Origin of the sequence: Akkermansia sp. GGCC_0220 (genome assembly GCF_017566105.1) — a bacterium.
GTDB lineage: Bacteria > Verrucomicrobiota > Verrucomicrobiia > Verrucomicrobiales > Akkermansiaceae > Akkermansia > Akkermansia massiliensis.
Genome location: NZ_JABFCI010000012.1, coordinates 23678 through 48122, shown reverse-complemented (window position 1 = coordinate 48122; position 24445 = coordinate 23678). Strand labels below are relative to the sequence as shown.

Here is a 24445-nt window from a genome sequence, read left to right as displayed (position 1 = left end):
ATGAAGGTTGCTTTAACGATTTCCATGCTGGTGGTCTCCAACGTTTTTATGACGTGGGCGTGGTACGGGCATTTGAAGAAGGGTTCCGCGGCGGACGACAAGCCCCTGCTGCTGATTATCCTGATGAGCTGGGGCGTGGCGTTTTTCGAGTACTGCTTCATGATTCCCGCCAACCGCCTGGGCAATGCGGGAGGCCTTAACGTGGCCCAGCTCAAGATCATGCAGGAGGTGATCACCCTGTGCGTGTTCATTCCCTTCGCCCTGTTCTACATCGGGGAGAAATGGAAGTGGGACTACCTGTGGGCTTTTTTATGCGTGCTGGGGGCCGTTTTCTTTGTCAATAGGGAGCGTTTGCTCGGGTGACAGACTTTTTTCGTTCGCATTCCTCTTTCAGGGTGGTCTTACCATTTAGAAAGATGAATATGAAAATAATACCTATTCTTGCAGCAGCAGCCGTAGCCGTCCTGGCCGCAGGCTGCCACCATCGCCATAATAATAATGATTATTACCGCCCCGGTCCGTCGCACCATTATAACCATAATGATTATAACAACGGCTGGCATCACGGGCAGAACAGGCCGGGTCCCAAGCCCCGCCCGCATTACGTGACCGCCAACCAGGCTTCCTATCCCCGCCTGTACCAGCTCATGTAGTTTTTGCGGTTCCGCAGGAACGCCGCCGCTTGCGGAAAAGGGCAGCGTAAATCATGGAGCGGCGTTGGCGGGAAGGGCGCGTGTGAAGGGACGCAGTTTTGGCATGCCGTTCCCTGCGTGGCACGGATACCACCTCCGGGCCGCCCGCTTCCCGGTACCGGCACGGGCTCCGGAGGGCCCTTTGCCGGGCCTGATGCTTCGCGCACAGGATATAAGCTTGAAAAGGCGCGGTGCCCCCGGCACTCTATGCGCCAGATCAATGACTATAGATGAGCAATTAGACATATTGATGGGCGGTACCGCCGTCGTGATCAGCCGTGAAGAGTTGAAGGAGCGCCTCAAGCTGGGCCGTCCCCTGCGCGTGAAGCTGGGGGTGGACCCCACCGCGCCGGATATTCACCTGGGCCATACCGTGGCTATTGAAAAACTGCGCCAGTTCCAGGAACTGGGCCACCAGGCCATTTTGCTCATCGGGGATTTCACGGCCACCATCGGGGACCCCTCCGGCCGTTCCGTCACGCGGCCCCCTCTTTCCCGTGAGCAGGTGCTGGAGAATGCGGAGACGTACACCAAGCAGGCGTTCAAGATTCTGGACCGGGACAGGACGGAGATCGTCTACAACGGGGACTGGTTCCGCAAGATGACGTATGAGGAAGTGCTTAAGCTCAATTCCCGCGTGACCATGCAGCAGATGCTGGCCCGGGAGGATTTCAAGGCCCGCGTGGAGGGCGGCAAGGAGGTGCGCCTGCACGAAATGCAGTACCCGATCATGCAGGGCTGGGATTCCGTGGAAATCCGGTCGGACGTGGAACTGGGCGGCACGGACCAGCTTTTCAACATCCTGGTAGGGCGCGACCTCCAGAAGGAGGAGGGCATGCTGCCCCAGATCGCCATGACGATGCCCCTGCTGGAAGGCCTGGACGGCGTGCGCAAGATGTCCAAGTCCTACGGGAATTACGTGGGCGTGGATGAAGCGCCGGAAATGATGTTCGGCAAGATGATGAGCGCCAGCGACGAGCTGATGGACCGCTATTACCAGGTGCTGCTGGGCGAGAAGCGGGACATGGGACTGCACCCGATGGAAGCCAAGAAGCTGCTGGCCTGGAAGATTACGGCCCGCTATCACGACTCCGCCGCCGCGGACGCCGCCCGCGCGGACTGGGAAACCCGTTTCTCCAAGAGGGACCTGGCCGCCGCGGATTTGCCGGAAGTGGAAATCGCCTCCCTGCCTGCCGGCATGAATGCGCTGGCCCTGGTGGCCTTCCTTTTTGAGAACGTTTTCCAGGTGAAGAAGTCCAACGGCGTTTTGCGCAAGGAGCATTTCACGCCCGGCGCCATCCAGTTGAACGACGCCAAGGTGACGGACCCCGCCGCCGTGCCGGAGCTGGCCCCCGGCAGCGTTCTGCGCCTGAGCAAGAAGCACGCCGTGCGCTTCAAGTAGGGAGCCGGAAACGGCGTTCACCTTTCTTCCTTCCTCCATGCCGGGATTCCTTTCCAAATTGGACCGCTTTACCGTCGGCCTCATCGTCAGCGTGAGCGCGGGGATTCTGATTCCCTGTTCCGGCGTGTGGGATACGGTGTTCAGCCGCTTGAGCGATGCGGCCATCATCCTGCTCTTTTTCCTGTACGGGGCCAAGCTTTCCCGCCGCTCCGTATGGGAGGGGCTGATGCACTGGCGCCTCCAGGGCCTGGTGGCTGCAAGCACCTTCGTGATTTTCCCCCTGCTGGGCATTCTGAGCATGCCGCTGTGGAACAGCGTGCTGGGGCCGGATTTGTGCATGGGCATGCTGTACGTGTGCATGCTGCCTTCCACGGTGCAGTCCAGCATAGCGTTCACCTCCATGGCGGGCGGGAATGTGGCCGCGGCCATCTGCTCCGCCTCCGTTTCCAGTCTGCTGGGAGTGTTCCTCACGCCTCTGCTGGTGGGGCTGGTGTGGTCCCGCGGAGGGGAGGGGGGCGTGGATTTTTCCACCTTCCTGAACATCTGCTATATTATTCTGGTGCCCTTTGTGGCCGGGCAGGTTGCCCAGCGCTGGATCGGCAAATGGGTGGTCACGCACCGGAACATTACTTCCTGGACGGACCACAGCACGATCTGGCTGGTGATTTACACGGCGTTCAGCCATGCGATGATTAACGGCGTGTGGAAGAACCTGCCCTGGCTCTCCCTGGTGGAGGTGCTTGTCTTCTGCGGCATTCTGCTGGCCGCGGCCCTGTGGCTGACGGCCTTCCTTTCCCGCAAGTTGCATTTCTCCCGGGAGGACCGCATCGCGATTATTTTCTGCGGCTCCAAGAAGAGCCTGGCCACCGGCATCCCGATGATGAACGTGATTTTTGCCGGAGCGCCCATCGGGCTGCTGGTGATTCCCATCATGGTTTTCCACCAGCTCCAGCTGATGGTCTGTTCCTTCCTGGCCCGGAAGTGGGCGAAGGACGTGGGAAAGGGAGACAAGCTGTAAGGCTGCCTCCGCTTGCCGGTCAATGCCCGGCCAGGCGCAGGACTCCGTCACACTGCATGTCCCGGCCAGGAACGACTACATGGCTGCCGTAGGAGGGGATTTTGGCCGTGACGGGCTTGTTGCGGAATTTGGACATGAACCGCTGGAAGGGCTCCATGTCCTCCGGGATGATCTTCACTTCCGTATAGGCGGGGTTGGACGACATGTCCGTGATTTCCACCCGGAAGGAGCCTACGCCGTTGCCGTCCGGCGTGTAGAATTCCAGGGATTCCTCCGGGGTGGAGGGGTGCATGAAGAACAGGAAGAGCATGATGCCCAGGGCCGCCAGGGTGACGACGGTCAGCGGAATGTTTTTTCTGAGGGGACTGATGTGCATGCCTGCTTTTCCTTTCTTCCATAAGATTATGGGTTTTACTGGGACGTGTCAACCCCTCCGGAGGAAAGCCATGACGCGGAGCCGCTCCATGTTCTTTTGGCGGAACGGGTTCCGGCGGAGCAAGGGTGGACGGAAAAAGGATTGCGTCCGCGGGACAATGTGGTAGCTTGTGCGGACAAAGGGAGCCCTATGACCGTGCCCGTAAAGATACTGTCCGTATTGACAGGACTGAGCCTGGCCGGAAGCGTTCAGGCGCGCATCTGGACGAATGACCGGGGCGCTACCGTCGTAGCCGTGCTGGTGGCCGTCCGTGATGCGGAGGTGGACCTGAAGCTTCAGGACGGCCGGATAGTAGCCGTTCCCAAGAACGTTTTTTCCGGCGCCGACCAGGCGTATATCCTGGAATGGGTGAAGTCCGGCGGCACGCTTCCGGATACGGATGTGGGGGCGGAGAACCCTCCCGCGCAGGGTGCGTCCGGCGGACGTTACGTTCCCCTGGAGCCGAATTGGGACGCTCCGTGGCCGGAGAGGGCGGCCGCGCCCGGCTATCTGCTGGTGAAGGCCGTGCAGGAGACGGATGAGCTGAGCGTGTATGAAACGGACCATTTCGTCATTGAGTCCCCCGGAAAATTGCCGGAAACGGAACGCATGGCCCTGGCGCGGCGTTTTGAAACCATTCTGTCCGCCCTGGCGGCCGTTCCCATGAATCTGGCGGTGGCCCGCCGCCCCTCCCGCAAGTATCTGGTGAGGGTATGTTTTCAGGAAGAGGATTTCAACAAGGCGCCGGGCCTGCGGAACGGGAGGCTCAAGTTTTCCCCCACCAGTTTTACGGCCCTGCTGCTGCGGGATAAAAAGGGAAAGCCGCTGAAGCTGGACGCGGTGGATCCGCGCTTTGCCGTCACCCACTGGGTGGCGCAGTCCATGGATCTGGAACACTGGCTGGTGGACGGTTTTTCCGCGTACATGGCTTTTCTTCCCATGGAGAAGGAGGCGATGGTATTCCGGAAGCTTCCGGGAAGGCTGGCTGCCATGCTTCCCCGCGCCGTGCGCACGGGCAGGGAGCCGCTGCCTGCCCTGGCGGACCTGCTGGCGCGGGATTCCGTTCATTCCGCCGCAGGCCATGGCCTCCCTTCAAAGGGGGACGCGTCCCGGTACTGGGCCGATCTGTTATGGACGGTGTACTGGTGCCATCTGGAAGGGGACGGCAAGGCGGAACGCCTCAGGCGTTACCTGGAAGCCTGGGATGCGGAGGACGTCAATGGGGCGCACGCCGTTCTGCTGGACGGGAAGGCTCCGGAAGAGGTGGAGCGGGAAATGGCCGCAGCCTGGAAAAAACTGGGCGTGAAGCTGAAGTTTTCACCGTCCGCCCCTCCCGCTGCGAACGGGAAAAAGACGGCGGAGAAATGACGGAAGGAGGGGTGGAAAAGCCTCCGGTTTCCGGAAAATCCGGAGCGCACCGGGTCAGATGGTGCCGTTGAGCTTTCTGCCTATCCAGAACAGGGTGAGCAGGAAGAGAAGGGCCGCAAGCGTGTACGGGCTGCACCAGAGCAGGATGCGTGTTTCCATGGGCGGCGGCACGGGCAGCTCCTTGATTTCCTTGATGAGCTGCTGTATTTCCTCCGCCTTCACCATGCGTCCGCGCGTGATGGAGGTCATTTCTTCCATCAGGGCGGTATTGACGGGCTGGCCGATTTTTTCCAGCGTCTCGCCCATGGTGATGACCGGGAGCGTGACGGATTTGTCCGGTTCCGCGGAGGATGAAGCGGTCAGCTTCCAGGTGCCGGGGCGGTTGATTTTGACGGAGGCGGTGAAAGAACCCCAGGTGTGGTCCATGTTGTCCATCTGCACGCGGCTGGTGGTGCCTTCCGGGGCGGTGATGTCCAGGAAGACTTCCCCGTTCTGGAGAGGCGCCCCCAGTTTGTCGGAGACCATGGCGTTGACGGTCAGCGTATCCCCCAGGCGGGGGCGTTCCGGGTTGGGAATCAGGCGGATTCTTTCCCCGGCGGCCATGTTGCGCTGGTAACTCATCCAGCGGGCCACCTGGCTCCAGAAGCGGTAGTGGTATTTGTCCTCCACGCCGCGCCGCCAGCGCCAGGCGGAGTCCGTCCCCATGAAGAGGACTTTTCCGTTGCCGTAGGACTGGGTGACGATGAGGGGAATGCGGCCGTAGGCGTTTTTGTCCGCCGCATGCACGGCCAGGACGGTGGTTCCTGCCTTGGGCCGTTCCACCGGGGCGTACCAGTTGAAGCCCGGCAGGTTGCGCCACACTTCCTCGTTTTCACCCTCCGTATCCGCCAGCATGGTAAGGAGGGAGCCGCGCCCCTCTGGCGTCAGGATGAGGGGGGAGGGGGCTGGCTGGGTGGTTCCCTCCGGCTTGGCGGTGAGGAACGTGACGGGCATCAGGTCTCCCAGCTCGGATTTCAGGAGTTCCATCTGCTTGCCCTGGTAGCCGGGCAGGAAGACAATGCCGCTGGCCTGGTTTTTCACCATGCCCTTGAGCAGGGCGGCCTGTTCCTCCGTCAGCCCCTTGGGGCCCAGCCCCACGTCTCCGATGAAGATGACGTCATACTGGGCCAGGTCTTCCATCCTGTCCGGGAATTTGACCAGGTAGCCGGGGCCTTCCCCCATTTCCTCCAGCCCCGGGTGAAAGAGCAAGGTATGCACGTCCACGCCCGGGTCGCGGTACAGGGCGTTCCGGATGAAGCGGTACTCCCAGCGCGGCAGCGTGTCGATCACCAGCACCTTGATGGATTCCCTCCTGCCGGCGATGCTGAAGGAGGAGGCGTTGTTGTTGTGCATCCGTTCCTGGGGCTGGACGGGGAGCTTGAGCTCCAGCGTTTCCGCCCCTTCCTTTTCTATCTTCCACAGGACGGCGTCGGACACTTCCCCCTGGGCCGGGATGGTGACCGTGCGGGTGACGGTTTTTCCGGTGTCCCTGGAGGCCAGGGTGAGCGTGGTGCGCGTTTCCTTGCCCAGCGTGCTTTTAATGGTGAAGGGGATCTGCACCGTCTCCCCGATGATGCCGTAGGTGGGGGCTTTCACGTCCTGGAGGGCCAGGTCGGGCAGGGGGTACGGACTGCCGGCGGGAATGATGAAGAGGGGAATGCCCCTGGTGCGCATGCGCTGGGCCTGCGTCAGCACGGAGGAGGAGGCGTTGTGGCCGCCGTCCGTGAACATGATGACCGCCCGCAGGTTGTCCGAGGATTGCATGGCGTCCTCCAGCGGCTTGGCCAGGTCCGTGCAGGCCATGGCGTAATCCGGGGAATCCGGCGGAGGGGGGGAGCCGAAGGCGGCGGATTCCACCACGTGCGTGTCTTTCAGGGATTCCGTGCTGTTGCCCTTGATCAGCTCCTGCGCGTAGGCCGTGCGGGTAACGACGTGCTGGGGGGTGATTTCCACGTCCTGCGTTTCCATGGAGCCGGAGCGGTCCTCCAGGATGGAGACCTTGGGCTTCTCCTGCGGGGCGGAGGTGACGACCCATTCCGGCTGGAAGAGCAGGAAGCAGATGGCCCCCAGAATCACCAGGCGCAGGAGTTCCAGCTTGAACGTCAGCGGACGGTGGTTGCGTTTGCAGGCGGTGCGGCTCATCCAGACGCCGGCCGCCATGACCAGGACGGCCAGGAGGACGCTTAAAGCGGTAGGTTGAAGGCTCAGGCTCATGGGCGGATGGTGGGGGAGGGGCGTTTGGCCGTGTGCCTGGGCAGGCACAGGAAAGCTTCCAGCAGCAGGCAGGCGAGGGAAATGATGAGGAAGAGTTTCCAGGCCTCCTGCACCAGGGAGGGCGTTTCCGCCGTGCTCTGCATGGAGCTGATGGAGGCCTCCGGCAGAAGGAGGCGGAGCTTTTCATCCGTAATCTGGTCCGGATTGTCTTCCGACCAGGGGCGGTTCACGGCATAGGTCTGCGCTCCCAGGCGGTACACGCCTGCCGTGTCCGCCGGAGAGCCGGAGGGGTGGCTGCCCTGGGCGTTGTCCATGCGCACGGGGATGTCCGTGGCGGATTGCGGCAGGGCCGGGTCATTCACCCGGAGGGAGATGGAAGTGGAGAAGCGTTCCGCCCCGCGGTCCGCCATGCGCTGGAGCAGGGGGAGCAGCAGGTGGCCGTCCGCCAGGTTGGACCAGGAATATCTGGGCAGAGTCCCCAGAAACAGGGCGGAACCCGTTCCGGCCCTGACCTGGGCCAGGGCGCAGGTGCCGTCATCCCAGGAGGCCAGGGTGCGGTATTTGCCCAGCAGGGGCTTCCGGCGCACGGCGCGGAGCCGGTTGGCGGGAATGGCCGCCTGGTCGGAACCGTCCCGGAGGAAGCCGCGCTGGCGGTCCCATGTTTCCAGGCGGTAGTACTCCTCGGGCGGGGCCGTTTCCATCGCTCCCCAGGAGACGCCCAGGAACGGATGCCGCGTGCCGTGGGCCGTATCGTCCGGCAGGAAGAGGACGATTCCCCCTTCTTCAATAAAGGCCAGTAGCTTTTCTTCCATTTCCGCGCGCGGCGGCGGTCCGTACCAGGCGACCATGGACTGGGAGGCCAGAGCGGCCTGCGCCGCCCGCGTGTTGCCGGGCATCGTGGCCTTCCTGTTGGGCAGGCCGGGAGGGGCGGACATCAGGGAGAGGGTTTTCCCCACTTCTCCGGAAGGGCCGCAGATCAGGATGTTGGCGAGGGGCCGGGGGGCGAAGGTGAAGAAGGAAATGTCATCCCTGGTGAAGTCGTCATGAGGCAGGGAAACGAAGCCGAAGCCGGATTCCTTCCCCTGCGGCAGCGGAATTTCCTTCCTGATGGCGGTGCTTTCCCCGGCCAGTTGCAGCGTGGCGGAGGCGGCGGCATTATCCACGGAAAGGTGTACCGGCACGTCCTCCGGCTGGTTGGGGTTGAAGCCCTGGCGCAGCACCTCCAGGTCCAGCACCAGCCTGCCGTTGTTCACCTGGGCCTGCCTGACCCTGATGCCGCGGTTGCTTTCCGGCCTGTCGCGGAGGGCCATGATGCGGATGGAGGGGGGAATGGCCAGAGCGGCCAGCCGCTGGCGCACGCCGGGCCAGAGGGGGGAATCCGGCCTCCAGGAGGAGGCCTGCATGTCTGAGGCAATCCAGATTTCCGTCTTTCCGGAACCGGACTCCTCCAGATACGGGATGGCTTTTTGCAGCAGGGCCGGAATATCTGCGCCGCCGTCCGTGGTTTTGCTGACGGTCAGGTCCGCCAGGGCTTCCGGGGCGGGAATCTGGGTGACGGTTCCGGTGGCGGAATCAAGCAGGGACAGGCGGCAGTGGCCAAGCTGCGCAAAGGTGGATTCCACCAGCGGCGGGATGGCGTCCCGCAGGGAGTTGGTTTTGTCCGGCCGTGCGTCCATGGAGGCGGAACGGTCCAGAACCAGCAGGACTTCATTCAGTCCGGAACTCCCCCAGCCGAAGAAGCTGCTGAGCAGGGGTCGCGCAAAGGCCGTCACCAGCGCCGCCACGGCCAGGACGCGCAGCGCCAGAATCAGGTAGTGCAGCAGTTTTTTCGTCCCGCGGGTTTCCCTGGCGGCGCGGAGCAGGAATTCCATGGCCGCCCAATGGACGGAGCGGTGCCGCCACCTGTTGACCAGGTGGATGATGATGGGAATGGAGGCTGCAAAGAGGGCCCATAGCAGCCAGGGAGAGGTGAAGGACATGGGAGGATAGGGGTAGTTGGGGATTCAGGCCTGGTTGTCAGGTAGAGGGCGGGTCGGGCAGCAGCTGGCGGAGGATATGCAGGGTCATTTCTCCGGTTTGCTTGAAGGATTTCTCACCCAGAATGCCTATGTTGTCCTTGGACGTGTGCCACCAGTTGCCGTCCTGAAAATCGTCGATGATGTTCAGCGTATCCATGCCGAGGTCCATGAAGGGGACGTGGTCGTCCAGAATGGCGTAGCCGGAGACCCCCCATTCCTCCGGTGAATAGCCCAGTTCACGAATGGCGCGGGAATAAACCCGGTACATGGACTGGGGCGTCATGACCGGGATGCGTATCTTTTTTCCCTGCCGCCCGACCATGTCCAGGTTGATCATCCACTTGGGCAGCGGCTTCCGCATGGCGGCGGCATAGTGCTTGGAGCCGTACAGGCCGTCGTCACTGTCCATGTGTTCCGCAAAGCTCTCTTCTCCGTCAAAAAACACCAGCTCCAATTCTCCGGCGCGCGCGGGTTCCCCGGCCAGGATGCGGGCCGTTTCCAGAATGGCCGCTGCGCCGGAAGCCCCGTCATTGGCCCCGGTGAAGCCGGCGATGCCCTGCTTGGTGTCGATATGGCAGGTCAGCAGTCCCCGGACCGGAGCCTGGAAATCCGGCGCCTTGCCAAAGCGGGCCCGCAGGTTGACGAACTGGATGGGGCCCTTGGACGTTTCCTGTTCAAAGGATTGCTCCTGGCAGGTCCAGCCGTGTTTGGCCAGTTCCTTCTTCAGGTAGTCCAGTTGCTGGCGGTAGCCTGGAGTGCCGGAACCCCGGTCCCCCATCTCCGTCATCCGGGCGGCGTGGAACATGGCGTTTCCTCCGTTGAAGTGGGTTGTTTCCTGGAGCCGGGCGGGAATGGTTTCCGCACCCGGAAGGGGCGTTTCCACGGGATTTCCGCACTGCATCAGCAGGGCCGTGAGCAGGATGAGTCCGATGCGGGGCGTCATGGGAAAAAGACGGAGTGGAAGGTTTACTTGGAAGCGGACCATTCATCCTGGCCCAGAAGTTCAAGAATGCGGACGAATTCGGCCTTGCTGGAAAAGGTGATCTCAATGGAGCCCCGGCTTCCCTGTCCGGAAATATTTACCGGCGTGCCGAATTGTTTGGCGAGCACGCTGGAAATCTTCTTGTACTGCGGGGAGGAGGGCTTTCTGGCGGGAGCCGCCGGTTCCGGAGGATTGAGAAGCTTCTGGATGGCTTTCTCCGTCTGGCGCACGGTGTAGCCCTTGTTGACGATGTCGCGCCCGAGCTGGATTTGCTGGTCCTGGTTCTTGAGGGACAGGAGCACCTTGGCATGTCCCACGCTGATGAAGGCGTTGCCCAGCATGTCCTGGACCGCCTGGGGAAGATCCAGAAGCCGCATGCTGTTGGCTACGGCGGCGCGGGATTTGCCTACCCGCTTGGCGATGTCCCCCTGCTTCATGCGGAATTCCGTTTTCAGGCGCATGTAGCCGGAGGCCTCTTCCAGCGGGCTGAGGTTTTCACGCTGGAGGTTTTCAATCAGCGCCAGCTCCAGCACGTCCTTGTCGGAAGCCTTCCGGATGATGGCGGGCACGGTGGACAGGCCCAGGATGCCGGAAGCGCGCCAGCGCCTTTCCCCGGCAATGAGCTCATACTTGCCGCTTTCCGTTTTCCGGACGATCAGCGGCTGGATGATGCCGTGCTCCTTGATGGAGTCCACCAGCTCCGCCAGTTGTTCCGGGGTAAAGATGGCGCGCGGCTGGAGGGAGCTGGGAATAATGGAGGCATGGGATAATTGATGCACAACGTCTCCCGCCTGGGGAGCCGCCAAGGATTCACGAGACAGATTTTGATTGATAAGGGCGTCAAAGCCTTTCCCCAGAGCCGGTTTTGCCATAGCAGGGAAGAAACTAGCATGAACCGGTTCCGTTTTCAACAGGGTATTTGTTATCCGCAGCGGAAATTCCCGCTTGTGCGGCCGGTTTCATCCTCCATGTTCCCGGACGTGTCAGGCGTGTTGCGCCCCACCCCGCGGGCAGGTCAAAGATGGCGGTGCCTTGAACGGCCCGCTGCCGCCGCGCTGGTTTCCGGCAGGCTGCGGATATCCTGTCCCGTGCAGGGCAGGGGGCGTTTCAAGGCCATGAACCAACAAATGAACGAGATGAACAGCAATGAACAATCCTGCCATGGCGCAGGCTTTCCCTGTGGAACCGCTGCGGCGCAGCGCGCACCTGAATTCCTTGAACCCCTTGCCCCCGCCCGCCGATGAAGCTCAATCTGACGGAAGGACAAAAGAAAGCCGCTCTGGAAGCGGGAAAGCAGGGCATGAAAAACGCCTATGAGAAAAGCAAGTCCCGACCCGGATTGACGTGGTGGGAACGCCTCCTGTGGGTGGTTCTGGCGGGAGTGGCCTATGCGGCGTCCTCCCTCCTTTCCGGCTGCGGGCATACCATAGACGTGACTGCGGAGCGGACGGAGATATGCAGGGACGGCGCGTGCCTGGTGCTGGAACCGGGGCGCCTGTCCTATTCCCAGGCCCAGCCGGAGACGGAGGTACAGCCTGTGATCCAGAGAATCCGGAAAGGCAAATGATTCCGTGCCGTCCGGTTCGCAACCTGCCGGGACAAGCGGTTCTGCATGAGCCGTCCCGGCGGGAATTGCGGAAGTGAATGGCCTGTGGCGAAAGGGGGATGGCATGAACGCTTTATCAGCCGCCGCCGCCTATTATCTGGCTGCGGGCAGGAGGGAAGAAGAGATGGATGAGGATGGGCGCTGCCAGGATGTCTATGTCCGTACCCCGGAGCTTGTCCTGATGGCGCGCCGGGTGGATTCCTCCGCTCCTTTCGGCAGGATTATCGATGTCCGCTGCCGGTTTGAGACGGAACGGTGCGATGCCTGGCATCTCCATTTTCTGGCGGGAGAGGCGCGGGAACTGTTGACTTATGAACGGGAAATTCTTTCCCTGCCATGGATTCTGACCCAGCATGGCAAGCGCGGGGACGGGCGGCTGATGAAGTTGTCTTCTTCCCGGTTCTGCCGCCTGCTGGCGGCGTCTGCGGTTGCCGGACCGCTCTCCTGACCCTGTTGAAGAAACGGAAGCATCCATGCGGAAAACCGCATGGATGCTTTTGTTGCCTGCTGGAGGCCGCCCTGATGAAAGCGTGCTAGGCATTCAAAGGCGCCGGCCGCTTCCCGGTTCGCGGCATTTCTGGTGAAAGTCCTGCTAGGCCAGGGCGGCGGCGAACTCGTAGGCATTTTTACAACGGTTCCGCCAGCCATTACCGAAGGTGCTGAACTGCCTGCATGAACAATAAAACGACTCGCGCCGCTCGTAAAGGCTGTCAAGGAGTTTGCGTTCTCCGGATTCTGCAAGAACGGTTTGCAGCGTTTGCCGGGTTTGTTTTCCGGGAATGCCGTCCACGGCAATTCCGGCGCCGTAGTCGTTCAAGGCTCGCTGCAATATCTTCCCGGTGTTCTTGCTGCCGGAATTGAAATAATGGTCCCGCAGGAAGAACTCAATGCCCGGATGGGCGTCAGAACCAATCCAGGAACGGACGGCGGCGGTATTGTCCAGAATATATTGAAGACAGCCTTCCCAGGCTTCTTCCTGTTTTCCGGCGTCAAGCAAGGCTTTGAGGCGGTTGAATACGGCGGGTTCAATGCCGTCGCAGATGCCGCAGATTTCCCACTTGCCGCCCTTGTCAGCGGCAGGGAGGCGGGAAACGCGCAGGGAGGCCGGCCCGGTGACGCGGTCGTCTTCAAAGCGGAGAATGGCCGCAGCCATCTTTTTTTCTGTAGTATTCATAGGTTCCAATAGTGGTGGAGGTTCGGCGGACCTGCAATGAATGCGTCTTCAAAGGGAAAAATGGCTTTTTGACCTGCCGTTTTCCATCAATGAACGGTCCGCCGCTTGAGCTGCCTGCACGGCTGCCGGGGATAAATGAGGCGTCTCCGGAACGGTTTGATGCGTTCCTGTATGGGGGTGCCGTTCTTTCCCCGGCGGCGCTGGGCCCTTTATTCCTAGGCTATTCATGAACCATTGAAAACAAAAAGCATAACGCCTGAAATTCACAAAACCCGGTGAGGGATAGTGATTCCTTCCATTTCCGGAGATTGGCGGCATTAAAGACGCCGTGGAATCGTTTCCGGATATTCCCCGGACTCTGGGAGCCATTCAGGAAAGTGGCGCTCCCCTCCGAAGCATGGCACAGGGATTTTCAGCGACTGCTTCGGTGCACCCGGAATTTATTATGCGCAAAAAGGATGATTAAGTCTTGCGTCCCGTTGGGAATGGTGCCACTGTCAAAGGACTTTACGTTAGGATACTTCGCCTCTTGGCCTCCGTGCCAGGGGGCTTTTTTATGAATGCGGCTCGTCATGTTCCGGATACTGCGGACGGTATGAACTCCTGACTCCGTTTCCGGTTCAGGATGGGCGTAACCGGAAACGGCATGCCGCGCATTCCCGTTTCAGGACAAATCCGGAGGGAACGGCCTTTTCCGTTTTGACGTGCGGCCTGACGTGGGACTGGGTTCTCCCTGGCAAGAAAAAGAAAACCCCTCAAGCGGTGAACTTGAGGGGTTTATAATGGAGCCGCTTGTCAGATTTGAACTGACGACCGTCCGCTTACAAGGCGGGTGCTCTACCACTGAGCTAAAGCGGCGTGGTGAATGAGGTGGCCCATATCTACAGAAGATGGCCCATGGTGGCAAGCCGAAAATGGGGTGGCAGGCATGGCGCGCCTCATTTTAACCGCTTCAGGAGTCAAACAGGGAGCCCTGCTCCAGTGCCGGTCCGGCAGGAGGTTCCTCCGGTCCGGGAGATGTTCCGGCCTGCGGCGTTTCCGTATCCGGAACGGACGTGTTTTCCGCCTGTTCCGTGGCAGCGGAAGGGGAGGGCGTTTCTTCCTCCGTTTCCTCGTCTCCGGTTTTCGCCGGGGGCATGATGCGGGAGACGCGCTCCACCGGATGTTTGGTAATGATGTTGCCCTGGACCCCGCGGTTTTTAATCCTCAGGTCCGCGAAGTGGAAGGGCCTGACCAGGTTGCGGAGCTTCAGCACGGCTTTCAGATAGACGTTCACGCTGATCTGGGAGCTGTTTTCCTCCGTTTCATGCACGGAGAAGTGGAAGATGCGCGTTCCCTTCGCGCCGCGGGTGAGCGGGTATTCCTTGTCCCTGGTGAAACCGCCTATGCGGAAGCGCTTGGCGTACACGGGGCCGTCCCTTCCGTCCCGGTAGATCAGGTTGAACACGGGGTCATCATCCTTCTTGATGACGGAAATATAAAGGGGGTTTTTACCGGCGAAGAATTTGTCCTGAATCCGCACGATCTTGAGCACGCCCGCGCTGTCGATGACCAGCACGTCGTCCAGCGTGGAGCATTTGCAGACGGGGTTTCCCTTCTTGACGCCGTACCCGGCGAAGCCTTCTTCGTCAATATACAGCGTTTCATTGGCCACGGCCACCTGGGCGCGGTCCACGGAGCCGAAGGAGGAGATTTCCGTTTTCCTGGGATAGGCCGCGCCGTACTTCTTGCGCAGGGCTTCAAACCAGCGGATGGTGAATTTGGTGAGCTGGCTGAGGTTCTTCTGCGTCTGTTCAATGTCCGCTTCAAGCTGCCGGATGTGCTGGTCCGCCTTGAACGCGTCAAACTTGGAAATGCGCTTGATTTTAATTTCCGTCAGCCGCACCAGGTCGTCCCTGGTGATGGGCGCGCGCAGCTGGGCGGCAAACGGCTGCAATTCCCGGTCAATGGTGCCGAGCACTTCCTCCCACGTCTCGGAATCTTCAATGGAGAGGTAAATGCGGTTTTCAATGAAAATCTTTTCCAGGCTTGCCTGGTGCCATGCCTCATTCAGTTCCTTGAGGCGTATTTCCTGTTCCTGGCGCAGGATTTCCCTGGTGGAGTCCGTGTTGTAGCGCAGGATGTCGCTCACGCACATGAACCGGGGCTTTTCCTCCACGATGACGCAGGCGTTCGGGGAGATGCTGACCTCGCAGGCGGAGAAGGCGAACAGGGCTTTCCTGGTCTGCTCCGGGTCCGCTCCGGCCGGGAGATGCACCAGGATGTCCACGTGCTGGGCCGTATTGTCCTCGATGCGGGCTATTTTGATCTTCCCCTTTTCCGCGGCGGAGACGATGGTATCAATCAGGATTTCCGTGGTGACCCCGAACGGAATTTCCGTGATGCGGAGAAGCTTCTTCGATTCCGTGAGGATGCGCGCCCGGATGCGGACGCGCCCTGTGCCGCGTTCCCCGTCCCGGTAGTTGGTGGCGTCCATCACGCCTCCGGTCGGGAAGTCCGGCAGAAGCTGGAAGGGCTGGCCGCGCAAGTGCGCGATGGAGGCTTCAATCAGTTCGTTGAAATTGTGGGGAAGAATTTTGCTGGAAAGGCCTACGGCAATGCCTTCCGCTCCCTGGGCGAGGAGCAGGGGGAATTTGACGGGAAGGCTGACCGGCTCCTTGTTCCTGCCGTCATAGGAAAGCTGCCATTCCGTGACCTTCGGGCTGAAGACGACCTCACGGGCGAAGGAGGTGAAGCGCGCTTCAATGTAGCGGGAGGCCGCCGCGGGATCCCCGGTCAGGATGTTGCCCCAGTTCCCCTGCGTGTCAATGAGCAGCCCTTTCTGTCCCAGCCCCACCAGCGCGTCCGCAATGGAGCGGTCGCCGTGCGGGTGGAATTTCATCGTGTCCCCCACGATGTTCGCCACTTTACTATAGCGCCCGTCGTCCAGCCGGTCCATGGCGTGCAGGATGCGGCGCTGCACGGGCTTGAACCCGTCATTGATCTTGGGTACGGCCCGTTCCAGGATGACGTACGAGGCGTAATCCAGAAAGTAGTCGGCATACATGCCTTCCACGGACTGGCTCGCGGGAGCAATGTGGGCGGGTTGAGTCACGGGCGCAAATATTAAAGGAATTGTTCCGGAGGGGCAAGTGCGATCTCCGGAAAGAAAATAACCGGCCTTCCGTTAAGGAAAGCCGGTTACCGGAAAAAGGAATGGCTAAACGCAATCAGGCCTGTTTGGCCGTAAGTCTGTTTTTGAGTTCCTCCGCTTCGGCGCGCAGGGTGTCGAGCTTGGTTGTCTGGGCTTCAAGGTCGGCGATTTCTTCCAGGACTGCTGCCAGGCGGCGCAGGTCCGCGGGCTGGGCCGCAGCGAGAGGCTGAGCTTTGGGAGCGGCTGTATTTTTGGTGCCGGGCTTGCGGCCGCGCTTGGCCTTGGTGGCCTTCATCCAGCTTGAAATGGTTACCGTGCTGATGCCGAAGCGTTCAGCGGCTTCCTTCTGGGCGCCTCTTTTGTTCTGAGTTTTCCGTTCAGCGATGAAGTCAAGAACGGATTGTTTTTCTTCAGGCGTATAGCGCCTCTTGTTTTTGGTGCTGTCGTTGGAGTTCATGATATTGACGAGTGGCTATTTGTTTAATCAAAGGTCCGTAGGGTAGCAAGCAAAAAGAGCAAGTATTTTGACATAATTTAAAAGACTGTTTAAATATAGGGGGCATATTGTTGACGTTCAGAGGTAATATGCTTATTTTATTCATGATTTTTATTATTTAAAATTTGAATTGTTTAACATTCCGTGCAAGGGCGCTTGCGGGATGTTTAAACGCTTTTTTATTTTCTGCGCCGCATGAAGTCTTTTTCCCTGAATTCCTTGTTGAATCAGGAGTTCCGGAGAATTTCGCGTCCCTTCGTCAGTCCGGATTTTGAGATTGCAGGAGCCGGAGGGATCGTGTAAAATCGCCCCAATCTTCCAGCCATTTTATCATCATGACCGACCAGCCAGAAACCCCGTCTTCTCCAGAGGCTCCCAAATTACGCCGCCGCCTGGTAACGGCAGCCCCTGCGGCAGCGCCCAAAGTAAAGTTTGCTTCCCCCGCCGCGGAAGGCGTGGAAGTTGCCAAACCGCGTTTCCTCACTCCTGAATTGCAGGCCAAGCTGGCCCAGGAACAGGAGGAAGCCGCGCGCCGTGCCGCAGAACAGGCGGAGGCGGACAGGATTGCGGCGGAAAAGGCGGCAGCCGAGCAGGAGGCCGCCCGCATCGCTGCGGAAAAAGAGGCGGCCAGAATAGCCGCCGAGGAGGAAGCCGCCAGAATCAGGGCGGAGCAGGAGGCCGCGGAAGCCGCTCGCATTGCCGCGGAGAAGGAAGCGGCCCGTGTGGCGGCGGAAGAGGAAAGGGCCCGTCTTGCGGCGGAACAGGAGGAAAAGGAAGCCGCTTCCCAACCATTGCCCGGTCCGGCGGTGGATGCCCAGATTCAGGATGCCCTTGCCAAGGTGGCGGAGGCCCAGAAAGCCCTGGCGGACGCGCAGGCCGCTGCCCTGGCGCAGGCCGCCGGCGTGGCTCCCGCTGCCGTTCAGGCGCCTGAACCGGCTGCTCCGGCGTCTGCCGCGGCTTCCACAGGCTCCATTCCCAAATTGAAAGTTTTAAAGACTTCCCCGGCTCCTGCCCCGGCGGAGGAAGCCCCTGCCGCCGCCCCGGCGGAAAGCGCCGTGCCCCGGTTGAAGGTGCTGAAATCCCCTGTGGGGACCGCGCCCGTTCCTTCCGTGGCGTCTGCCGCGGCTTCCCAGCCCGTGGCTGCCGCATCCGTTTCTCCCACCGCCAGCGTTCCCCTCGCGGGCACGGGCGGCATCCAGCCGCCTGCCGGCACGGAAACCACCCGGGAAATGGTCGCCTCCGTGGATAAATCCAAATCCCTGCTGAGGGGCGTCATTTACGGGGTATGCGCCCTGGTGCTTGCCGCTGCCGGGGTAGGAATTTATGCTTGGCATACCAACAGCAAGAAAGACCAGGTGGAAGGGGAAAACGCGCGCCTGAATGCACTGGTGGTGGAAGGCGGCAAACTGGGCCGCAGCCGTCTGTTTGATTCCAAAAATCTCAGCCGCGTTCCGGACGTGAAGGTGGTGCCCAATGCGGAGGACGCCGCCCTGCTCCTAGCCAATGTGAGGGGAGCCAAGGGAAACCGGGAAAACTGGCCCGGCGCCGCCCACCTGGTTTCCATCATGGCCCAGATGGATGACAACATCGCACGCCAGGTGGTGGAAGACATGAAGAAAAACGTCGGCAGGTACAGCAAGGAGAAATACTCCATGATGGTGACGCTGCTGGCCAAATCTTCCAGCCCCGCCATGCGCGACATGCTGAAAGACCTGTACGCCTCCATCAGTGATAGCAAGAACAAGAAAATTCAGGACAAGCAGGCCGTGGTGCTCAAGTACATGCGCTTTGCCATGAAGCTGGACGACCTGGACGACGTCATGAAGATTCTCCAGCAGAAGGATGCTTCCCAGGACCTGGTTTCCTCCGCCTTCCGCACGGCCCGCTACCTGATTGACGAAGCCCCCCCGGCCAAGCGCATGGCGCTCTCTTCCAAGCTGCTCCAGTACCAGAAGAACATGCCGGAGGAAAACGTCAAGGTCCTCTACAAGCTGCTGGCCCGCACCGGCGATCCCAAGGTGCTGGACATGATGGAAAAGAGCTACAAGGAAGACCCCAAGAAGGCGCTCGCCATCATCACCGCCTGGGGGGACTGGAACACGGATGACGCCGTTCCGTACCTGTTCAAGGCGTGGAAGGATGAATCCCTGCATGAACGCGTGCGTTCCCAGGCCCATGATTCCATTCTCCGCGTGCTCTCCGTGGACCGTGACCGGGATGACAACGCCACGCTCAAGCTGTTCGAGCCCCTGATAGCGGACGCCAAGACGAGCGAACGCCGCCAGTTCCTGGTTTCCGCCTTCAAGAGGCTCAGCAACCGCCCCTATGTGATCCGCCTGCTGGGCCGCATCAAGCAGACGGCGGAAGACCACAGGAATGTGGTGGAACCCAAGTTCCAGGCCGCAGAGGAAGCCCTGTTCAAGGCAGAGGACAAATTCAAGGCCAACCCGAACGATGCCGCCGCCAAGGCTGATTATGAAGCCAAGGAAAAAATCTATAATGAGCTGGCCAGCCAGAAAACAGGGGAAGACAAGGTAATTACGGCGGTGGACAAGGCCCTGGAAAAGGTCAGGAAGACGCCTGTGCCCACCAGGAAGGCCGCTTCCTCCGATGACAGGGAGGACGACGAATCTTCCGTCATCAAGACGATTTAAACGGCTTCATTAGACGTATCCGGAACCGGAGGGAGGACATCCCTCCGGTTTTTGTATGTAAGGGAATTCCCTTCGCTGCCGGAAACGAGGATTCCTTGTTCCCGGTACACGATGGGCTCCTCCCTGGGAACAAGTGGCTCCTGCTCCTTGCCAGCGGTGGCAAAAAACGGAAGAAGGAAAGCTCTCTTCCGTTGACTGTGGAGCCAGACCGAATCCGAAGGCCGGATGGCCTTCGCTCCCAGGAGGGGGGGCAGTAGCGTTGCCGGGAAGGGACGGACTTTCCAGGGGCGTATGGCATTTCCCCGCCATTCCGGCCTGCCGGAAATATTTCCTGCCGCCGTTTTTTCCGCATCCGGCTCTTACAGGAACAGTCCTGTCTGGTACACCAGCGTAGCTGTCAGAAACCCCAGCAGGGTCAATCCACCGAATTGCGCCAGAGCAAACCACCAGGTGCCAGCTTCCCGTTTGGCGACGGTGACGGTGCCGATGCAGGGGAGGGCGATCAGGCAGAACATCATGATGCTGATGCCCTGGAGGGGGGTGTAGCTGGCTTTAAGGCGGGCGTTCAGGGTCTGCTGGGCTGCCGGGCCGGAGTCCCCGTCCTGCACCGCATAGAGAATGCCCATCTGGGTGACGAAGATTTCCTTGGCCGCAAAAGCGCCCAGAAGAGCGGAATTGATCTTCCAGTCAAATCCGGCCACTTGCGTGACGGGTTCCATCCAGTGGCCTATTTGTCCGGCGTAGGAATGTTCCATGGCCGCTGCCGCATTCGGCGCGGTTCCTTCCTCCGGCCTGGGGTAGGTGTTCAGGAACCACAGGATGATGGAGGCCCCCAGAATGAAGGTTCCCGCCTTCCGGACGTACATGAAGGCCCGCGACCACATCAGGGCGCCCACCTTCCGCAGGGAGGGGAGGCGCAGGCGCTTCATGTGGTGGAGAGAGTCCCTCTGGGCGGTCTTGAAGAGCGTGTTTTTCAGGAGCCGGGCGCAGCACAGGGCCAGAAGGACGCCGCTGGCGTAAATCCCGAACAATACGGTGGCCTGCAGGCGGGAGGGAAACAGGGCGGAGACGAACATCATGTAAATCGGCAGGCGACCCGCGCAGCTCATCATGGGCAGGACGGCGATGGTGACCAGGCGGTCGTTGCGCGCTTCAATCCTCCGGGTGGACAGGATGGCGGGAACCGAGCAGCCGAAGCCCAGCAGGAGGGGTGCAAAGCTGCTGCCGTTCAGGCCCATGATTTTCATGATGCGGCTCATGAGGCGGGAGACCCGCATCATATATCCGCTGTTTTCCAGCAGGGTGATGGCTCCGAAGAGCAGCACCACGTTGGGAAGAAAGGCCAGCACGCCGCCTACGCCGCCCACCACGCCTTCCCCCAGCAGGGATTGCAGGCGGGGCCACGGTTCCAGCATGCGGCAGGCCCAGATGCTGAACATCTGCGTGCCTGTCTGGATGAGCCTGACCAGAGGGTCGCCGATGGCGAAGCTCAGGAAGAAAATGATGTAAACGATGCACAGGAAGATAAGGGAACCCCATATCCTGTGCATCAGGACGGCGTCCAGCCTGGTTCTCCACCTGTTGTCCTGCGCCTCTGCCTCCCGTTCCATAAATTACCGGGGAGTAACTTAGAACCTGTGAATTTGACAGGCAAGCTTAAAATCCCGGATTTGCGGGAAGGCGGCCGGGCCGTTTGGCCGGCTTTGAGCCGGTGCCTGTTCCGGATTGTTTCCCAGGGAACTGCGGAAGCCCGGCTTCTGCTAGCGGCGCATGGCCGCAAGCCCCTGAATGAACAGAATGGCCGCCGTGCAGCCGAAGACCATGGAGGGCAGGCGCTGGAGCATATATAGCGGGTCCGTGGAGTCGTTCCCGTAAGAGGGGAAGATGAAAGCCATGACCAGTGCAATCAGGGCCAGGCCCCATGCCAGCCAGGACACGGCGGGGACGGCAGTGCCGGAGCCAGCGGCAGTGAGCCGGGAGCGGCTTGCTTCCCTGGGGTCGCGCCCATCCGCGTCCCGTCCGGAAGAAGCCGGCTGCTTTTTCTTGACGGGGGGCAGGGATGCCGGTGTTTTTACGGCGTTTTCCGGTTTCTGCCCGGAGGGGGAAGAGGGGGCTTCCCCAAAGGGAAGCCCCGTTTTAACGTGAATCAGGACGCCGCACGCCGTGCAGTGCATGCCGGCTTTTTCATCCAGCCCGGCCGGGTAGGTATACCCGTGCCCGCACAGGGAGCATGTGGCGGATTCTCTCATGATTCAGGCTGAATGGGTGTTAGTCGTCCAGCGGAAGGAGGTCCGCCCGGTCGGCCTTGGTTTCCGGCCTTTGGCGGATTTCCTGGAGCTTGGCTTTCATCTGCTCGCAGATGTCCGGATGCTGGGCTGCTACGTTGTTGAGTTCCTTCGGGTCCTTTTCCAGGTCGAACAGGCTGCCGCCTTCCGGGGACTTGGTCATTTTCGCTCCCAGTCCGTTGATCCCGTCGCGGATGGCTACGCCGGCGGGAATGAACTTCCACTTGCCGTGGCGGATGGCCAGAGCCTTGCCGGTGCTGTTGATGACGTGGTAGTCGCGTCCCTTGGCGGATTTGCCCAGGAGGGCGGGAATCACGTTTTCAGAGTCCCGGAAGGAATTGGCCTTGCCGGGCTCCAGGAGCTGCTCCAGGGAGGCGGCCAGGTCCATTTGGTTGAACAGGGCCTTGCTCGTCGCTCCGGGTTTGACTACTCCGGGCCATTTGACGATGAACGGAATGCGGGAGCCACCTTCCAGAATGCTGTATTTGCCGGCGCGGAAGGGGCCTGCCGGGGAGTGGGTGGCGTTGTCCCGGACGGCAAAATCCTTGTAGCCGTCGTCCAGCACGGGGCCGTTGTCGCTGGAGAAGATCACCAGGGTGTCCTTTTCCAGTCCGGCTTTTTTCAGGGCTTCCGTGATGCGGCGGACGCAGTCGTCCAGTTCCACGGTCACGTCTCCCCGCACGCCATGCTGGCTCTTGCCCACAAAGCGTTTTTCCGGGCAGCGCGGCACGTGGATATCATGCGTGGCGAACATCAGGAAGAACGGTTCCTTGGCCTTGGCGCTCTTCTGGATGTATTCAATGGCCTTGTTCGTGATCACATCCGCGTTTTCCTCATCCTTCCACAGGGCGCTCTTGCCGCCCTTCATGAAGCCGATGCGGCCGATGCCGTTGATGATGGCTTGGTTGTGCCCGTGGCTCCACATGAGTTTGAGCTGGTCCTTGTTGTCCTTCCCGTTCGGAAGACCGGGGAAGTTGTGCTGGTAGGACACTTCAATGGGGTCGTTCGGGTCCAGGTTGCGGACGTTGCCGTTTTCCAGAATCACGCAGGGAACGCGGTCGCCCGTGGCGGCGAAGATGAAGCTTTCATCAAAGCCGATTTCGTTAGGGCTGGGGGCGATGTGCTTGTTCCAGTCAATCTTCTTTCCCTTTTCCCCCAGGCCCAGGTGCCACTTGCCCACCATGTAGGTTTTATAGCCGTGGGATTGAAGCATCTTGGGCAGCGTGGGCTTCTTGGTGTCAATAATCAGGGCGGCGTCCCCCGGCAGAATGCCCGTGCCTTCCTTGCGCCAGGGATATTCCCCGGTGAACAGGGCATAGCGGGAGGGAGTGCAGACGGAGGTGGTGGAATAGGCGTCCGTAAAGCGGACGCCCTGCTTGGCAAGCTTGTCAATGGAAGGGGTGGGAATCCCCTTGGCTCCATAACAGCCTACGTCTCCATAGCCGAGGTCGTCAGCGTAAATCATGACGATGGCTTTGGGCGGCTTGACCTGGGGCGTGGTGGCGGCCGGGCAGGCCGCTGCCGCCGCCAGGGCAAGCATCAGGTGTAATGCGGGTTTGTTCATGTTGTCAGGTGTGTGTGGTGTTGCGGTTGATCAAAAGATGGTTGGAAAAATGCCGGGATTCTGCCGGGGAAGGGCCGCGCGGTCTTGGCTGGCGCTTTTAATGAGGCTCCTCCGGCGGCGGCAGGGGCTCCGTCATGGGGCGCATGCTGGCATTCTGCCAGATGTAACGCTTGTAGAGAACCTTGATGGCGGCCGTCAGCGGGACGGCCAGCAGCGCGCCGATCAGGCCGCCCAGGATAAGCGTCCAGATCAGCACGGAGAACATGACCGTGAGCGGATGAAGCTCCACGGAATCCCCCACGATTTTCGGCTGGATGACCCATCCGTCAAACTGGTTGACGGCCAGGAAGATGCCGGAAACGATCAGCACGTGCTGGAAGTCCCCCCACGTAAACCAGGCCAGCAGGACCGCGGGAATGAAGGCGGTGATGATGCCCAGGTAGGGCACGATGCCCAGCACGCAGACCGCCGCGCCGATGGTGACGGCGTACGGCAGGCCGAGCAGTTTCAGGCAGATGGCGATCAGGATGCCTTCAATGATGCTCACCAGCATCTGGCCGCGGAAGAAGGAAATCAGGTATCCGTTGATTTCCTCCATGGTGTCCACCACGTCCTTTCTGAATTTGGAGGCCTTCAGCGGCAGGATGCTGGGCCATTTCTCCCTGATCTTATCCGCTTCCAGCAGAAAATAAAAGGCGAAAATGGGCGTGATCAGGATGCTCACCATGATGCCTATGGTGCTGTAAAGGGCCCTTCCGCCGGAAGTGAGCCAGCTCATCAGCTTGTCCTGGTAAAAGGAGGAATTGATGGTCATGTACGCCCCCAGTTTTTCCCGGGCGGTCCGGGCGTTTCTCAGGTCGTGGACCTCCGCGTCCGTATAATGGCCGGTATTCAGTTCCCGCAGGCTGGTGCTGTAAACGCTGTCAATGGTGCGGGAGATGAAGGGAATTTCAATGGTGGAGTCAATCAGCTCGGAGGTCTTGTCCCAGAGCTCCATCCGGTTGTCGATCAGCTCATCCGTCTGCCGGATCAGGGGAGGGAGGATAGTGGCGCCGAAGCCCACCAGGACGGCCAGAGCCGCGAACATGACCGTGACCACGGCCCAGGGGCGGGAGAATCTGAAGTGCACCAGCCAGGAGACGATGGGTTCCAGCAGGTAGGCCACCACGGCGGCAATCAGGATGGGCAGGAGCACCGGTTCCAGAAAGCCCAGGAGTTTCACCACTTCAAAGATGACGAAGGCCGCGATGCACAGCATCACCAGGATGGCGACGCCCGTCAGGGCGTACCAGCAGGTCTTTTTCTGGAAGGGTGAGGGAATGCGGCAGTCGCCGGCGGCTTCCTGTGAATCCTGTTGCTGTGCGTCGTTCATGCCGGTGGTAGAG

20 protein-coding genes and 1 tRNA gene are annotated in these 24445 nt (G+C 60.6%); 8 read left to right on the top strand and 13 right to left on the bottom strand.

Translation table 11 applies throughout. The features are described 5' to 3' along the window. The 4 genes from HJW02_RS09380 to HJW02_RS09365 all read left to right on the top strand — a co-directional run bounded on the left by HJW02_RS09380 (position 1) and on the right by HJW02_RS09365 (position 3112). Positions 1 to 363: a DMT family protein gene (locus tag HJW02_RS09380; RefSeq protein WP_102721059.1), complete on the top strand. Its 363-nt coding sequence runs from the start codon at positions 1 to 3 to the stop codon at positions 361 to 363. A gap of 59 nt (positions 364 to 422) precedes the next feature. After that, the gene (locus HJW02_RS09375) at positions 423 to 653 is read left to right on the top strand and encodes a hypothetical protein (RefSeq protein ID WP_146017944.1); all 231 of its coding nucleotides are present in this window, start codon (positions 423 to 425) and stop codon (positions 651 to 653) included. Positions 654 to 912: 259 nt separating this feature from the next. Beyond that, positions 913 to 2094 carry a tyrosine--tRNA ligase gene (gene tyrS, locus HJW02_RS09370; protein WP_102721061.1) on the top strand — a complete coding sequence of 394 codons (1182 nt, stop codon included), beginning with the start codon at positions 913 to 915 and terminating at the stop codon, positions 2092 to 2094. Between the two features lie 37 nt (positions 2095 to 2131). Then, a complete protein-coding gene (locus HJW02_RS09365; protein WP_022397496.1) occupies positions 2132 to 3112 on the top strand; it encodes a bile acid:sodium symporter family protein in 981 nt (326 codons plus the stop codon). 19 nt (positions 3113 to 3131) lie between these two features. Here the strand turns inward: HJW02_RS09365 and HJW02_RS09360 are convergent, their stop codons facing one another. Continuing rightward, positions 3132 to 3488: a hypothetical protein gene (locus HJW02_RS09360; protein ID WP_102721062.1), complete on the bottom strand. Its 357-nt coding sequence runs from the start codon at positions 3486 to 3488 to the stop codon at positions 3132 to 3134. A gap of 195 nt (positions 3489 to 3683) precedes the next feature. Here HJW02_RS09360 and HJW02_RS09355 point away from each other — a divergent pair, with 195 nt between their 5' ends. Next, entirely contained in the window at positions 3684 to 4895 is a 1212-nt protein-coding gene (locus HJW02_RS09355) for a hypothetical protein (protein ID WP_180971062.1), read from the top strand. A 54-nt stretch (positions 4896 to 4949) separates the two neighbouring features. On the opposite strand, the gene HJW02_RS09350 is transcribed toward HJW02_RS09355, so the two are convergent. Genes HJW02_RS09350 through HJW02_RS09335 form a run of 4 tightly spaced genes read right to left on the bottom strand, consistent with a single transcriptional unit; the run spans position 4950 to position 11020 of the window. Continuing rightward, positions 4950 to 7148, bottom strand: a complete 2199-nt coding sequence (locus HJW02_RS09350) for a hypothetical protein (protein ID WP_102721064.1) — start codon at positions 7146 to 7148, stop codon at positions 4950 to 4952. After that, on the bottom strand, positions 7145 to 9127 hold the full coding sequence (locus HJW02_RS09345) for a BatA and WFA domain-containing protein (RefSeq protein ID WP_022397492.1): 1983 nt from the start codon (positions 9125 to 9127) through the stop codon (positions 7145 to 7147). The genes HJW02_RS09350 and HJW02_RS09345 overlap by 4 nt, the downstream gene beginning before the upstream one ends. Before the next feature lie 37 nt (positions 9128 to 9164). Continuing rightward, complete coding sequence (locus HJW02_RS09340) at positions 9165 to 10109, bottom strand: M28 family peptidase (RefSeq protein ID WP_022397491.1); 945 nt, start codon at positions 10107 to 10109, stop codon at positions 9165 to 9167. Between the two features lie 23 nt (positions 10110 to 10132). Continuing rightward, positions 10133 to 11020: a ParB/RepB/Spo0J family partition protein gene (locus HJW02_RS09335; RefSeq protein WP_102721066.1), complete on the bottom strand. Its 888-nt coding sequence runs from the start codon at positions 11018 to 11020 to the stop codon at positions 10133 to 10135. A 368-nt stretch (positions 11021 to 11388) separates the two neighbouring features. Between HJW02_RS09335 and HJW02_RS09330 the strand changes: the two genes are divergently transcribed. Together HJW02_RS09330 and HJW02_RS09325 are read left to right on the top strand one after the other, a co-directional pair. Further along, a complete protein-coding gene (locus HJW02_RS09330; RefSeq protein WP_102721067.1) occupies positions 11389 to 11715 on the top strand; it encodes a hypothetical protein in 327 nt (108 codons plus the stop codon). Positions 11716 to 11818: 103 nt separating this feature from the next. Further along, the gene (locus HJW02_RS09325; RefSeq protein WP_102721068.1) at positions 11819 to 12202 is read left to right on the top strand and encodes a hypothetical protein; all 384 of its coding nucleotides are present in this window, start codon (positions 11819 to 11821) and stop codon (positions 12200 to 12202) included. Positions 12203 to 12346: 144 nt separating this feature from the next. Here the strand turns inward: HJW02_RS09325 and HJW02_RS09320 are convergent, their stop codons facing one another. From HJW02_RS09320 to HJW02_RS09305, 4 genes are all read right to left on the bottom strand, one after another. Beyond that, positions 12347 to 12928, bottom strand: coding sequence for a putative peptidoglycan-binding domain-containing protein (locus HJW02_RS09320; protein ID WP_240454338.1), 582 nt, complete (start codon positions 12926 to 12928; stop codon positions 12347 to 12349). 783 nt (positions 12929 to 13711) lie between these two features. After that, a tRNA-Thr gene (locus tag HJW02_RS09315) sits at positions 13712 to 13786 on the bottom strand. Positions 13787 to 13880: 94 nt separating this feature from the next. Continuing rightward, positions 13881 to 16022 (bottom strand): DNA gyrase/topoisomerase IV subunit A, encoded by a 2142-nt coding sequence (locus HJW02_RS09310; protein ID WP_022397486.1) that lies wholly within the window; start codon positions 16020 to 16022, stop codon positions 13881 to 13883. A 115-nt stretch (positions 16023 to 16137) separates the two neighbouring features. Then, the gene (locus HJW02_RS09305) at positions 16138 to 16518 is read right to left on the bottom strand and encodes a hypothetical protein (protein ID WP_022397485.1); all 381 of its coding nucleotides are present in this window, start codon (positions 16516 to 16518) and stop codon (positions 16138 to 16140) included. Positions 16519 to 16892: 374 nt separating this feature from the next. Here HJW02_RS09305 and HJW02_RS09300 point away from each other — a divergent pair, with 374 nt between their 5' ends. Beyond that, the gene (locus tag HJW02_RS09300) at positions 16893 to 19211 is read left to right on the top strand and encodes a hypothetical protein (protein ID WP_102721071.1); all 2319 of its coding nucleotides are present in this window, start codon (positions 16893 to 16895) and stop codon (positions 19209 to 19211) included. A 359-nt stretch (positions 19212 to 19570) separates the two neighbouring features. Here HJW02_RS09300 and HJW02_RS09295 read toward each other — a convergent pair whose 3' ends face one another. From HJW02_RS09295 to HJW02_RS09280, 4 genes are all read right to left on the bottom strand, one after another. Further along, on the bottom strand, positions 19571 to 20821 hold the full coding sequence (locus HJW02_RS09295) for a ferrous iron transporter B (RefSeq protein ID WP_022397483.1): 1251 nt from the start codon (positions 20819 to 20821) through the stop codon (positions 19571 to 19573). A 150-nt stretch (positions 20822 to 20971) separates the two neighbouring features. Then, entirely contained in the window at positions 20972 to 21460 is a 489-nt protein-coding gene (locus HJW02_RS09290; protein WP_102721072.1) for a hypothetical protein, read from the bottom strand. A 19-nt stretch (positions 21461 to 21479) separates the two neighbouring features. Further along, the gene (locus tag HJW02_RS09285; RefSeq protein WP_102721073.1) at positions 21480 to 23060 is read right to left on the bottom strand and encodes an arylsulfatase; all 1581 of its coding nucleotides are present in this window, start codon (positions 23058 to 23060) and stop codon (positions 21480 to 21482) included. A gap of 97 nt (positions 23061 to 23157) precedes the next feature. Beyond that, complete coding sequence (locus tag HJW02_RS09280) at positions 23158 to 24432, bottom strand: AI-2E family transporter (protein ID WP_022397480.1); 1275 nt, start codon at positions 24430 to 24432, stop codon at positions 23158 to 23160. Positions 24433 to 24445 lie beyond the last annotated feature (13 nt).